Below are 13,580 nucleotides of genomic sequence, written 5' to 3' on the forward strand. Positions count from 1 at the left end.
TTAATTCGTTCCTTTATAATTATAAAAATCGACCATTATGAAAACCACATTTTTTTCACTTTTAACCTTTTTTGTTTTACTTTCTTCATGTAAAAAAACTGAAACAACAAAACCATACCTAACACTAGAAACTCCAGTTGCAAAAAAAGTGCCATTAGAGTTAACAATTCATGATGATACACGAATTGACAATTACTTTTGGATGCGATTAAGTGACGAACAAAAAAATGCTGAAACACCTGATACCCAAACACAAGATGTTTTAGATTATTTAAATGCTGAAAATAAGTATTTAAATAAAGCTATGGCACATACCCAAGGATTACAAGATAAATTATATACAGAGATTGTTGATCGTATTAAAAAAGATGACCAATCTGTTCCCGTAAATGATAATGGTTATTCTTATTACACACGTTTTGAAGAGGGTGATGATTATGCACTGTTTTGCAGAATAAAACTTGAAGATGGTGCTTTAGAAGAGATTATGCTTAACGGACCAAAAATGGCAAAAGGATATTCATATTATGGCATAGGAGGACAGTCTGTGAGTCCAAACAATACCATATTAGCATTTGGTATTGATACGATTTCAAGAAGGCAATACACGATTTATTTTAAAAATTTAGAAACAGGCGAATTATTAAAAGACAAATTAAGCAATACTGGTGGCGGTGCAACTTGGGCTAACGATAATAAGACTATTTTTTATACTACTAAAGATCCTCAAACGCTACGTCAGAATAAAATTGTTAAACATATTATTGGTACAGATCAATCTGAAGATGTCGTTGTTTTTGAAGAAAAAGATGATACATTTAGTTGTGGAGTTGGTAAAACTAAGTCTGATGCGTTTTTAATTATAGGTAGCTCGCAAACGTTATCAACTGAATATAGATATTTAGATGCCAATACCCCTAATGGTGAATGGAAAGTTATTCAACCTAGAGAGAAAGATTTAGAATATAGCGTAGATCATTTTGAAGATTATTTTTATATAAGAACAAATAAAGGCGCCAAAAATTTTAAATTAGTAAAAACTCCAATTAATAAAACTGAAAAAGAAAATTGGATAGATGTTATTCCTCATAGGGAAGACGTCTATTTTCAAGGCATGGATTTATTTAAAAACTTCTTAGTGGCCGAAGAGCGAAAAGATGGTTTAAGAACTATTAGAGTTATGGATTGGGATGGTGTTGATTATTACTTAGAGTTTAATGATCCAGCTTATTATGCAAGTACAACTTCAAATATTGATTTTGATACTAATATGTTACGTTATTGGTATAGTTCTCTTACAACACCAAATAGTACATACGAGTATAATATGGCTACAAAAGAGCGTGTATTATTGAAGGAAGAAGAGGTATTAGGCGGTAATTTCTCCAAAGAGAATTATGTTTCTGAACGTTTATTTGCTACAGCAACAGATGGCACTAAAGTTCCTGTATCTTTAGTTTATAAAAAAGGTATTGAAAAAAACGGGAATAACCCATTATTCTTGTATGCTTATGGGTCTTACGGTAGTAATTCTGAGCCTACATTTAGTTCGTCGAGATTAAGTTTACTTGATAGAGGCTTTATTTACGCTATCGCTCATATTAGAGGTGGACAAGAAATGGGTAGAGATTGGTATGAAGACGGTAAACTATTAAAAAAGAAAAACACTTTTACCGATTTTATTGATGTAGGTAAATTTTTAGTTGATGAAAAATTTACAAATAGCAAACAACTATATGCTTATGGTGGATCTGCAGGTGGATTACTTATGGGTGCTATTTTAAACATGGAACCAAATTTATGGAATGGTGTTGTTGCTGCTGTACCATTTGTTGATGTGGTTTCTACTATGTTGGACGAAACAATTCCATTAACAACATTTGAGTTTGATGAGTGGGGAAACCCTAAAAATAAAGAGTATTATGATTATATGAAATCTTACTCACCATATGATAATGTAGAAGCTAAAGATTATCCAAGTATTTTAATTACAACTGGTTATTGGGATAGCCAAGTTCAATATTGGGAACCTGCAAAATGGATTGCCAAATTAAGAGAATTAAAAACTGACGATAATTTGTTGCTTATGGATTGTAACATGGAAACAGGACATGGTGGAGCTTCTGGTAGATTTGAACGATACAAAAGGCTAGCTTTAACGTACGCTTTCATCTTCGATTTAGAAGGTATAAAAGAATAAAAACTATTAAAAAAGCCTTGAAGAAATTCAAGGCTTTTTTAGTAAAAGTTGCATTTTAATATTGCAGCGTTCATAGGGGCAATTTTCTTCTAAAGGAATTTCTATAAACCCATATTTCCTGTAAATATATATGACATTTTCTAATTTTTTACTTGAGTAGATTATTAGTTTTGGAATCTTATTTTTATTAGCAAAATCTATGCAATGTTGCATAATTTGTTGGCCAATTTTAAAACCTCTGTGTTTTCGAGAAACAGCCATTTTTGTAAGTTCAAAATAATTGGTATTACCAATTGGCATTAAGGCTATAGTACCAACAATTACTTCGTTTAGCTTTGCAAAAAATATGTATCCGCCTTTATCAATTATATTTTTTTTCAGGTTTACTAAAAACTTCCTCATCATAAGGTTCAACGCAAAAAAAAGTTTGTAACCACTCAATATTTAAAGAATAGAAATTTGATGCATATTCTTTTTCAAAAGAAATTATATTAATTTTCATGTGCTTTAATAAAATCGGTTATTAAATAAGTTATCAATTTCCCAACTTGATTATTTGTACTTTTATTAGGTGAAGCTTCACAGATATGTAAATAAGCTGCATTTGACTGTTTTCCAAAAAAGTTTACAAAGCTTCTAGTATTATTAACACTAAAACCACTAGGTGTTTTAGCACTACTAGGTATGTTTTGTATAGCATCGCAATCTATTTCAATACCAAAAACATCATTTGAAATATGATTTAAAGCAATTTCCATTTCTTGTTTAAAATTTAATTCATTTCTTATTTCAATAGCTTCAAATGTGTTGAATCTTATATTTTTCAAGTTATCTAATGAATTAAAAATTTTATCTGATGTATAATTTTCATGAAGACCAAAAATAAAATAATTCCCTAAAAAACCTTCCGTTAAAGCGTAACGAAAACCATTACCGCTATGGCGTCCTTCTTCAGTTCTAAAATCAGAATGTGCATCAAAATTAACAACATTTATTGGTTTGTTTAATGCTAAACTAACACCTTTTATATTTCCGTAGGCATTGTTATGTCCACCACCAATAATTATAGGTTTTTTGCCAGCTAAAACAATTTGGTATATTAAATGAGTTACACAAGTATCAATAGTTTCAACTAATTTTTGAGCTTTAAAAACATCTTTTTTCTTGGATTTATTAAGTTTAGAAACTTCCTCTTGTTCTTTTGTAAAATCTAAATGTCCTAAGATTAAAACTTTTTCAGCCTTTGTAAAACGATTACTTTGAATGTTTAGTATGGTTTTTAAAGTGCCTTCCCATGCTTTAGAGGCACCTACATTTCCTTGATTAGCAAAAACCCCAACATCTTCTGGTAAACCTAAAATAACATAGTTAACATCCAAATTTATAAGTTGCTCGTATATATTGGAAATGTTGGTTAATATTTTAATGTGTTCACCAAATTTGGATTCACCTCGGCGTTTATTTAATAATTTATTGCAAATAGTTTTATTGAATAAAACGAGCTTATCCATAATGAGTAGTTGAATTTTGGAAATTAAAAGTACACTATTATTTACTCATAATTATCAAAATAAATATAATAACAAAAAACAAGATTTAAATTTAAAAACTCAAAAAACAAGTAATTATGGAAAACAACAAAAGTAGTATGGGACTTAAAGTAGCACTAGGTATTGCAGTAGTTTTATTTTTAGCAACTGGTTTTTATACCATGAATTTATACTCTTCTAGTAAGAAAGTAGAAAATGATTTAACTGAACAAAAACAGTTAGTAATGAATGATTTAAATGCTATGGCTAAACAATATGATGAGGCTATAGGTGAAAACGAAGTTGCCAATAATAATTTAATTGAAGCTAGAGCGCGTATTCAAGGATTGATTGACTCATTAAAAATTTCAGAAACTAATGTGAAAAGTTTATGGAGATACAAACAAAAATATGCTTCATTACAAAAAGAAATGGATGTTTTATTAGCTCAGAATGATTCTTTAAGAGTTGAGAATTCTTATTTGGCAACATCTTTAGATAGTACTCGAGTTCGTTTAGAAGAGCGAACTATTTTTACAGATTCTTTATTAGTTCAAAATAATGCTTTAGCAGAAGTAGTTTCAAATGCATCCGTATTATCGGCTGTAGATTTAAAAGCTTCCGGAGTTATTGTGAGAACGTCTGGTAAAGTAATACCTACTGAAAGAGCTAGCAGAAGTGACAAAATTAGAGTATGTTTTATTGTAGCTAAAAACAAATTAATTCAAGCAGGAGAGCAAGAATTATATGTACAAGTTATCGATTCAAAAAACAATACTTTAGGATTAAATGAGCAAGTTTCTTTTGGAGAAAAAACTTTAAACTATAGCTTAATTAGTAAGTTTAATTACGAGAATGCCAACTTAAACATCTGCGAGTTTATAACATCATCAGGTGATTTTGCCTCAGGACGTTATATTGTAAATGTATTTAATGAAAAAGATTTAGTTGCAACTTCTGAATTTACTTTAAAATAAATATTATATAATTTTAAATTTAAAACCTCAAACTCAACGTTTGAGGTTTTTTATTCTTATAGAATTGATTATAAAATTTTTTTATCAATATTATTAATATTATTAAGTTTCTTTTATAAAATTTAGCCATAATTTAGTTAAAATTTAAAGCAATGAAAACAATTGGTTTAATTGGTGGAATCACTCCTCAATCTACAGTTATGTATTATGAGGTTTTGAATAGATTAGCTAGCGATTATTTTGGTGAAAATCACTCTTCTAAAGTTATTATTAATTCGGTTGACTTTGCTGAAATATCTAATTTACAACATCAAAATAGATGGGATAAATTAAATGATTTAATGGCGATTTCTGGAAAAAGTTTAGAGTTAGCTGGAGCAGATTGTATTTTAATTTGTGCAAATACGATGCATTTAACTATTGATGCTGTTAGAGACTGTGTTAACATCCCCGTGATTCATATTGCAGAAGCTACTGCTGAAAAAATTATTGAAAAGAATATTAAAAAAGTAGCTCTTTTAGGAACTAAATATACTATGGAAAAAGATTTTTATATTGATATTTTAAAATCTTACGGTATTACAACTTTGGTTCCAAATGTTGAAGATAGAAATATGGTTCATGATATTATTTATAAAGAATTATCGAAAGGCATCTTAAATGATACATCTAAACAAGTTTATTTGCAAATAATAGATAAATTAGTAGAAAATGGTTGTGAAGCTGTAATTTTAGGTTGTACAGAAATACCTCTTTTAATAAAACAAGAAGATTTATTAGTACCATCTTTTGATACAACTACCATACATGCTAATAAAGCATTTAATTTTTCCATAATTAAATAAATTTAATGAAAGAAAGCAACTCAATATTGAATTTATTATCTGGCTTTTCACATGAAAAGGTTAATCAACTTATTGAGCTTGCTGATTATAGAAAAATAGAATCCGGAATTCAATTAGTCAAGCTAGGTGAAGTGCCAACTAAAGTCTATTTTGTTATTTCTGGGGTAGTTAGATGTTATATTTGCACTGAATCAGGTAAGGAGTTTAATAAAAGTTTTTACTTACCAAATAGTTTTTTAGGGTCGTTAACGGCTTTAATAACTAAAAAACCTTCAAATCTAGTTTTTGAAACCCTTACAAGCTGTAAGTTATATGAAATAGATTTTAATAAGCTAATGCAAATGTGTAAAAAAAGCCATGAGCTAAGTTTATTGTATTCAAGTATTCTAGAATATATTTATATAAAATATGAAAAGCGATTAGTTGAATTAATTTCGCTAGATGCAAAGGACAGATACTTAGAATTAAAAAGTCAAATTCCTGATTTAGATAATTTAATTCCACAATACCATATTGCTTCTTATTTGGGTATTACTGCAGTTCAATTAAGTAGAATTAGAAAAAAATTAGATAGCGATTAACATTTGTTAATTTTTAATAGACTTTCAAATTCTATATTTGTTATAGATATCCTTTTAATTTGTTTAAATAGGATTAATAGCTAACTAACCAAAGATAAAAACAGGTAAATTTTTTTACCTGTTTTTTTTAAGATAAAATTTATAGTTTATTTTAAACCACCAACCATTTCTTCAGGTTTTACCCATTCATCATATTCAACTGCAGTTACATAACCTAAATTTATAGCTTCTTCTTTTAGAGTTGTACCATTTTTATGTGCAGTATTAGCTATTTCAGCAGCTTTGTAATAGCCTATTTTTGTATTTAGGGCTGTAACTAACATCAAAGAATTGTTAAGTAATTTTGTTATGATTTCATAATTTGGTTCAATACCTACGGCACAATGCTCATCAAAACTCTTACAAGCATCACCAATTAACTGTGCAGATTGTAAAACATTTGTAGCCATTACCGGTTTAAAAACATTAAGCTCGTAATGCCCCTGCAAACCTCCGACTGAAACTGCAACATCATTACCAATAACCTGCGCACATACCATAGTTAAAGCTTCGCATTGAGTAGGGTTTACTTTTCCTGGCATTATAGAACTACCAGGTTCATTTGCAGGAATAATAATTTCTCCAATACCACTTCTTGGTCCAGATGCCATCATTCTTATATCGTTAGCTATTTTATTTAGTGAAACAGCTAATTGTTTTAAAGCTCCATGTGTTTCCACCAAAGCATCGTGTGCTGCTAAAGCTTCAAATTTATTTGGAGCTGTTACAAATGGTAAGTCAGTAAATTTTGCAATATATTCAGCTACACGTTTACTGTAACCTTTTGGGGTATTTAAACCAGTACCTACAGCGGTACCTCCTAGTGCTAATTCACTTAAATGTGGTAAAGTGTTCTCTAAAGCTTTTACGCCATGATCTAATTGAGCTACATATCCAGATATTTCTTGCCCTAAAGTTAATGGCGTAGCATCCATTAAGTGAGTTCTACCAATTTTAACAACAGATTTAAAAGCTTCAGACTTTTTCTTTAGAGTATCTCTCAACTGTTTAACTCCAGGTAGGGTTATTTCAACTATTTTTTTATAAGCAGCAATATGCATCCCGGTAGGAAAGGTATCGTTTGATGATTGGGATTTATTTACATCGTCATTTGGTTGAATTGTTTTTTCACCTTCCCCTATAACTTTTCCGGCAATTTGGTGTGCTCTATTAGCAATTACTTCATTTACATTCATGTTACTTTGTGTACCAGAGCCAGTTTGCCAAATAACTAATGGAAATTGATCATTATGTTCACCAGCCAAAATTTCGTCACAAACGGTAGCTATTAGGTCGCGCTTTTCAATTGTTAAAACACCCAGTTCACAATTTGTAAACGCAGCTGCCTTTTTAAGATATGCAAAACCATAAATAATTTCTAGTGGCATTGAAGCAACTGGACCTATTTTAAAATTATTTCTAGAGCGTTCTGTTTGAGCTCCCCAAAGTTTATCAGCTGGTACTTTTACCTCGCCCATGGTGTCTTTTTCTATTCTAAAACTCATTCTAAATAACGATTTAAATTACAATGTAAATTTATGAAAAAATGCCTTTTATTTTCAATTTTCTCACTATTAAGTTTTAGTTTTTATACAAAAAGATTATGTTTAAGTTATTTTTATAAATTATTTAAAATCAATTGTTTATAGTCTATTTTTGTAAAATTATAGGAATGTGTTTTAAATTATTATCAGGAGAATTTAAAATTCAATTGTTTAATAATAAATAACCAATTTTAATAAAATAAAAAAAATGAAAAATAATCTGCTTTCCGTTATAGTACTTTTAAGTTTTATTAATTTTTCATCCTGCGGAAGTAACGATGTTAATGAAAACCAAGAAATAATAGAAGTTTTAGGTGAATGGGAAATGTATAGAAATGAAAATTTAGAGTCAATTATCGATAAATGGACTGGAACAACATGGACATTGAAAGATGTTTGGTATGCTAACAGAAGAGAAGATTCAAGAATAATTCTTCAGTTTAATGAAGATGGAACGTTTGTGGATCGTTATGCAGATGTACAAGTTGCAAATGGCAATTGGGTAAAACTTAAAGAAGGACTTTATTATTTTGATTATATTGGGCATAATTTAAATGAAGTATTAACTCAAAGAAGGTTTTTAAACTTGATATGTGAAAACACATTTACTATAGAATATGATGGTAATGAAAGAAGAATTGATTATTACCGAAAAGTAGGAACATCCGAGTGTTCTGATTTAATTACCTATAAACTAATTGATTAACACTAAGTTTTTAAAACTTAAAAACTATGTTAATAATTATAAATTTTGTGTTGTTTAAAAAAAGAGTTTAACTTATCTTTGTTTGATATTTAAAAATAGACAACAATTATGTTTGAATTTGATCAATACTTAGGATTTTTAGCATTTCTAACCATTTTAACAATTGGATTTTGGTTAATGATATTTTTATTAACTTTTGTAATTCCTTATTGGATTGGAGGTTCTTTAATCGAAAGACTAAAAGAAATAAGAGAAGAAAGAAAAGCGAAGCGTCAAGCTTAAGACATAAACTTTATATAAAAAAAAGGAAGCTAATAAATTTAGCTTCCTTTTTTTATTTGTAATTTTTCAGTCTAACTATTAACCTTGAAATTCAAAGTCATCATCTCTATTTGGATTTGAATTTCTGTTTTGATTCTTTTGTTTTTGTTGGTTGAAACGATACATTAATGATAAATTAATTTGACGCTGCCTCCACTGCGATTCATTATATCTTGAGAAAAATTCAGTGTTAGTTAAAGATCTTCTTTTTCTTGAGTTAAATACATCTCGAGCATTAATAGATATGGTTAAATGTTTATCAAAAACCTCTTTACTAAAGGCTAAATCCATAGAGAAAATACCTTTTTGCTCACTTTGTGCATTTTGATTTGGACCAGTGTATGAAGCGTTAGTTTGCCAATCAATATTTGATGGAAGTGTTATCTTACTACTAAAACGAGCAAACCAGCTTGTATTTTTAGCACTATAATCTACACCATTAAACGCTCCTTTTGTTTCAAATTGAAAAAAGTTGAAACTTGAATTTAATCGTAGCCATTTTTCAGGATTATAAAGTATTCCAAATTCCGCTCCTGTTCTATCATTCGTTGATAAATTAACAGGAATTGTTCTAATAATATCAATTCCATCAGTTGTTTGTAAACCAGTATTTTCTTGAACACGCTCAAATGAATCCGTTTCATGCTGATAATAAATAGAGGTCGTTAAAGTTAATTTATCCCATCGTTTTAAATATCCAATGTCAAAAGCACTAGAAAATGCAGGGCTAAGATTTGGATTTCCTTGAAACACATTAGTTCTACTAGATCTTGAAGGAAATGGGTTTACAAACCATCCTCTTGGCCTGTTTATCCTTCTGTTATAACCGAAAGTTACACTTTCTTCAGAGTCACTATCACTGCCTCCTAGATTATAAATTAGATTTAGAGTAGGGAAGAGCCCTAAGTAATTATTATCGAAATCTGTATCAATTGGAAAACCAAACGAAGCTTCAAGTTCAGCATCATCAAGTCTTGAATCAATTTTACCTTTCAGTTGGGTATTCTCTAATCTTAAGCCTAGAAGAAATGAGAATTTACCAAATTTTGTTCCGTATTGGGTATAAAGTGCATTTACGTTTTCTGTGTAATCAAAAATGTTAGAAATTGTATCATTAACAAATAGATTACCAGTTCCTATGTCTTCTTGTTCTAAAGTGTAGTCATTTATTTGATTTTCAAAATTGCCTCTGTAACCAGCTTCAAATCTAGCATTTTCTCCTATAGGCAAAATATAATCTATTTGAAATAGCGATTCATTTTGGTCTTGTACCTGAAATATTTTTTCTTGTTGAAAAGCTTCTGGATTAATCTGGTTTGTAATTATAAAATCTTCATTTATATCAGTAAACTGATCTTCAGAACCATTTTCGAATTGAAAATCTGCAGTCAATTCATGCCCTTCATCATTAAACTTAGTAATATAGTTTAACGATACTTGAAAATTGCCACCATTTTCATCTTGTTTTTCACTCCTAAGAGTTTGCTCAATAATGCTTCCGCCATTAAATCTATCACTATTATTTATACCTAAATCTGCATCATCACCATATCTGTAAAATAAACTTCCAGTGACGGATGTTTTTTTAGTTAAGAAGTATTCCATTCCAAAACTAGCATTGTAACCTCTATTCAATCGTGTTATTTCTTCATCTTCACGAATTCTTTCGAATTCAGGTTCTGTGACTACACCATTTACTAATCTGTCAAAATATTCAGTATCGTTGAAATCATTTCTTGGTGCATCAAAATATCTAAATCCAACATTTGAAAATAAATTAAATTTTTCTGTTCTGTAATTTATATTAGTAGAAAGTCCTAAGTTATCAGGATTACCAACTGTTGCGTTTATTGATCCGTTAAAACCTAGGGTTTCTTTTTGCCTTAAAATAATATTTAAAATACCAGCAGTACCTTCAGCATCATATCTAGCTGAAGGAGATGTAATTACTTCAACACGTTCAATAGCTTCAGCTGGCAACTGACTTAAAACATTTGTATCACCAAAACCTGCCATAGCAGAGGGTTTTCCATTAATTAAAATACGAACATTTTCATTGCCTCTTAAGCTTATACCTCCCTCAATATCTACCGATACAGATGGCACATTATTTAGTGCATCACTTACTGTACCACCAGCTGTAGTCAAATCTTTACCTATATTATAAATTTTCTTATCGAGTTTTATTTCAACACTAGTGCGTTCAGCTACAACTTCAACAGCGTCTAGAGACTCAATATTTAATTCAAGTTCAATAATTCCTAAATCTAAGTTTTGTGTAATATTTTTATTTGTAAGTGTAATGGTTTTGTATGAGATATATTCGATTTTGATGTCGTATATATCTTCCTCAAGTTTAATATTAAAATCTCCATTTATATTGGTTATAATACCATCAACAATTTTTTCTTGAGAATAACTGAAAAATGAAATAGTTGCATATTCTAAAGGTTGCTTAGTTTCAGCATCGATAACTTTCCCTTTAATAGTTATATTTTTATCTGTTTTGGCATTTAGAGGAATTGAAATAAATATTAAAAATAATAATAAAAATATTTTTAGGTTTTTCATTGGATAGTTTTGTAGTAGGACTTGAAATTATTTTTTTTGTTTAATATCGTACTAGTTAAAAATTTGTTAAACTAATTGTTGATTAAATAATCTGGTTGATTTCGAAACAAAATTATAATTATGAAAAGTTTATTAGGGTTAATATTTTGTTAAATCATTATTTAAAAAAATTAAACAAAACTAAATAATGCTAAGAATGAATTCTGGAGGTCTGCCTATTACTGCCTTATTTTTATTGATAACTATTGGTCTTTCAATAAGTTTAGGATTATTAACCATAGCTTCAATAATGGTATCATCTGTTAATAAATTTCCTTTGAAATTATTTTTCCAAATTGATTCATTTTTTCTAACTAGGTCAATAGGATGTATTCCTAAAAGGTCAATTATTTTTTTTATTGTTTGATGAGATAGTTTTTCGTCAAAATATTTTATTATCTCAAACGGTTTACCAGAATTTTTTAAAATTTCTAAACCTTCTCTTGATTTAGCACAACGTGGATTATGAAAAATTTTTATCATTATACTTTAATATTAAATGCTTTTAAAGCAACTTTTAATTGCTTTGGATTTTCATAATGGATGCCATTTATTCCAAGTTTTTTAGCAGCTTTGATATTTCTCAGATTATCATCAATAAAAATAGCTTGATTTGCAATAATATCGAATCTATTTAAACAGATATCATAAATTTCTTTAAAAGGCTTTCTGGTTTTTTCGTCACCAGAAACCACAATGCCATCAAACCAATGCAGAAACTCAAACATTTTTAATGCAATTGGAAATGTTTCTGAACTCCAATTTGTTAATGCTACAACCTTGAAATCATCATTTTTTATCAAGCTATCTAAAATATTAACAGTGCCCTGTATAGGTCCACCAATCATTTCTTCCCATCTACTATAAAATTGTTCAATTTCAAATTTATATTCTGGGAATTTAGAGACTAAATCTTCTGTTCCTTGTTTTATAGGGTATCCAGCATCTTGATTTTCATTCCAATCACTAGTACATATATTGTCTAAAAACGACCGCATTTTTTTATGATCATTGTTAAAAATACCTTTAAAAACATATTCGGGGTTCCAATCAATTAAAACACCACCTAAATCAAAAATTATAGTGTTAATTTTTTTCATAGTTGATTATTTTCTTCTGTTTTTTGTCCCATCATCATCAGATATGATTTTAAAAACGAATCAATATTTCCGTCCATCACAGTATCTACATTTCCGGTTTCATGACCGGTTCTTACGTCTTTAATTAATTTATAAGGATGCATCACATAATTTCTAATTTGACTTCCCCATTCAATCTTCATTTTACCAGCCTCAATATCTTCACGTTGTGACATCTGTTTTTGCAATTCTATCTCATACAATTGAGATTTAAGCATTTGTAAAGCCCTAGAACGGTTATCGTGTTGCGAACGCGTTTCAGAGCATTGAATTTGAATACCTGTTGGTTTATGCGTTAGTTGTACTTTAGTTTCAACTTTGTTTACATTTTGGCCACCAGCACCACTTGATCGTGCTGTAGTAATTTCAATATCAGCAGGATTAATTTCAATTTCTATGGTATCATCAACAAGTGGGTAAACATAAACAGATGCAAAACTAGTGTGTCGTTTTGCATTACTATCAAAAGGGGAAATTCTTACTAAGCGATGCACGCCATTTTCACCTTTTAACCAACCAAAAGCAAAATCGCCTTCAATCTCTAAAGTCACTGTTTTTATACCTGCTACATCACCCTCTTGAAAATTGAGCTCTTTTACTTTAAAGCCACTTTTTTCTGCATACATTAAGTACATACGCATAAGCATGCTAGCCCAATCACAACTTTCTGTTCCGCCTGCACCTGCAGTAATTTGAAGTACTGCACTTAAGGAATCTCCCTCTTCAGAAAGCATATTCTTAAACTCTAACTTTTCAATAATATTAATGGCATTCTCAAATGAGTTTTGAACATCTTCAGTACTAGCTTCGTCTTCTTTAAAAAACTCATAAACAACTTCTAAATCTTCAACTAAAGTTTTTGATTTTTTATAATCTTGAACCCAACTTCTTTTCTCTCTAAGAGATTTCATAACCAATTCGGCTTGTTTGGAATTATTCCAAAAATTGGGGTCGAAGGTTTGTTCTTCTTCGTTTTGTATTTCTATAAGTTTGGCATCTATGTCAAAGATAGTGCCTAAGTTTGTCAAGGCGGGTATTAAGGTTTTTAATTTGATCTGATGTAATCATTTTTAAAATTTATTTTGAGCA

The 13,580-nt window shown here is 29.4% G+C and carries 13 protein-coding genes; 6 read left to right on the forward strand and 7 right to left on the reverse strand.

The genetic code is table 11. The features are described 5' to 3' along the window. The first annotated feature begins 37 nt into the window (after positions 1-37). Positions 38-2,200, forward strand: coding sequence for a S9 family peptidase (locus AC1XJX_RS04290; protein ID WP_482002728.1), 2,163 nt, complete (start codon positions 38-40; stop codon positions 2,198-2,200). Positions 2,201-2,227: 27 nt separating this feature from the next. Here the strand turns inward: AC1XJX_RS04290 and AC1XJX_RS04295 are convergent, their stop codons facing one another. Beyond that, a complete protein-coding gene (locus tag AC1XJX_RS04295; protein WP_482002729.1) occupies positions 2,228-2,602 on the reverse strand; it encodes a GNAT family N-acetyltransferase in 375 nt (124 codons plus the stop codon). A gap of 89 nt (positions 2,603-2,691) precedes the next feature. Then, positions 2,692-3,711 carry a formimidoylglutamase gene (locus AC1XJX_RS04300; protein WP_482002730.1) on the reverse strand — a complete coding sequence of 340 codons (1,020 nt, stop codon included), beginning with the start codon at positions 3,709-3,711 and terminating at the stop codon, positions 2,692-2,694. 116 nt (positions 3,712-3,827) lie between these two features. On the opposite strand from AC1XJX_RS04300, the gene AC1XJX_RS04305 reads away from it, so the two are divergent. From AC1XJX_RS04305 to AC1XJX_RS04315, 3 genes are all read left to right on the forward strand, one after another. Then, complete coding sequence (locus AC1XJX_RS04305; protein WP_482002731.1) at positions 3,828-4,706, forward strand: chromosome partitioning protein ParA; 879 nt, start codon at positions 3,828-3,830, stop codon at positions 4,704-4,706. Between the two features lie 152 nt (positions 4,707-4,858). Continuing rightward, the gene (locus AC1XJX_RS04310; protein ID WP_482002732.1) at positions 4,859-5,551 is read left to right on the forward strand and encodes an aspartate/glutamate racemase family protein; all 693 of its coding nucleotides are present in this window, start codon (positions 4,859-4,861) and stop codon (positions 5,549-5,551) included. A gap of 5 nt (positions 5,552-5,556) precedes the next feature. Next, positions 5,557-6,132: a Crp/Fnr family transcriptional regulator gene (locus AC1XJX_RS04315; protein WP_482002733.1), complete on the forward strand. Its 576-nt coding sequence runs from the start codon at positions 5,557-5,559 to the stop codon at positions 6,130-6,132. 146 nt (positions 6,133-6,278) lie between these two features. On the opposite strand, the gene fumC is transcribed toward AC1XJX_RS04315, so the two are convergent. Continuing rightward, a complete protein-coding gene (fumC, locus tag AC1XJX_RS04320; RefSeq protein WP_482002734.1) occupies positions 6,279-7,676 on the reverse strand; it encodes a class II fumarate hydratase in 1,398 nt (465 codons plus the stop codon). Between the two features lie 247 nt (positions 7,677-7,923). Here fumC and AC1XJX_RS04325 point away from each other — a divergent pair, with 247 nt between their 5' ends. Together AC1XJX_RS04325 and AC1XJX_RS04330 are read left to right on the forward strand one after the other, a co-directional pair. After that, positions 7,924-8,421, forward strand: a complete 498-nt coding sequence (locus tag AC1XJX_RS04325) for a hypothetical protein (protein WP_482002735.1) — start codon at positions 7,924-7,926, stop codon at positions 8,419-8,421. Between the two features lie 108 nt (positions 8,422-8,529). Beyond that, on the forward strand, positions 8,530-8,703 hold the full coding sequence (locus tag AC1XJX_RS04330; RefSeq protein ID WP_482002736.1) for a hypothetical protein: 174 nt from the start codon (positions 8,530-8,532) through the stop codon (positions 8,701-8,703). Positions 8,704-8,781: 78 nt separating this feature from the next. On the opposite strand, the gene AC1XJX_RS04335 is transcribed toward AC1XJX_RS04330, so the two are convergent. The 4 genes from AC1XJX_RS04335 to prfB all read right to left on the reverse strand — a co-directional run bounded on the left by AC1XJX_RS04335 (position 8,782) and on the right by prfB (position 13,559). Continuing rightward, positions 8,782-11,313 carry a TonB-dependent receptor gene (locus AC1XJX_RS04335; RefSeq protein ID WP_482002737.1) on the reverse strand — a complete coding sequence of 844 codons (2,532 nt, stop codon included), beginning with the start codon at positions 11,311-11,313 and terminating at the stop codon, positions 8,782-8,784. Between the two features lie 180 nt (positions 11,314-11,493). Continuing rightward, on the reverse strand, positions 11,494-11,835 hold the full coding sequence (gene arsC / locus AC1XJX_RS04340) for an arsenate reductase (glutaredoxin) (protein ID WP_482002738.1): 342 nt from the start codon (positions 11,833-11,835) through the stop codon (positions 11,494-11,496). Beyond that, positions 11,835-12,452, reverse strand: coding sequence for an HAD family hydrolase (locus AC1XJX_RS04345; RefSeq protein ID WP_482002739.1), 618 nt, complete (start codon positions 12,450-12,452; stop codon positions 11,835-11,837). Before AC1XJX_RS04345 ends, arsC begins: the two co-directional genes overlap by 1 nt. Further along, positions 12,449-13,559, reverse strand: a protein-coding gene (gene prfB, locus AC1XJX_RS04350) for a peptide chain release factor 2 (protein WP_482002740.1) whose coding sequence is annotated in 2 segments (ribosomal slippage) — positions 12,449-13,495 and positions 13,497-13,559 — 1,110 coding nt in all. Because the reading frame shifts where the segments join, the coding sequence is not laid out codon by codon here. Before prfB ends, AC1XJX_RS04345 begins: the two co-directional genes overlap by 4 nt. Positions 13,560-13,580 lie beyond the last annotated feature (21 nt).

Source organism: Flaviramulus sp. (genome assembly GCF_982512915.1).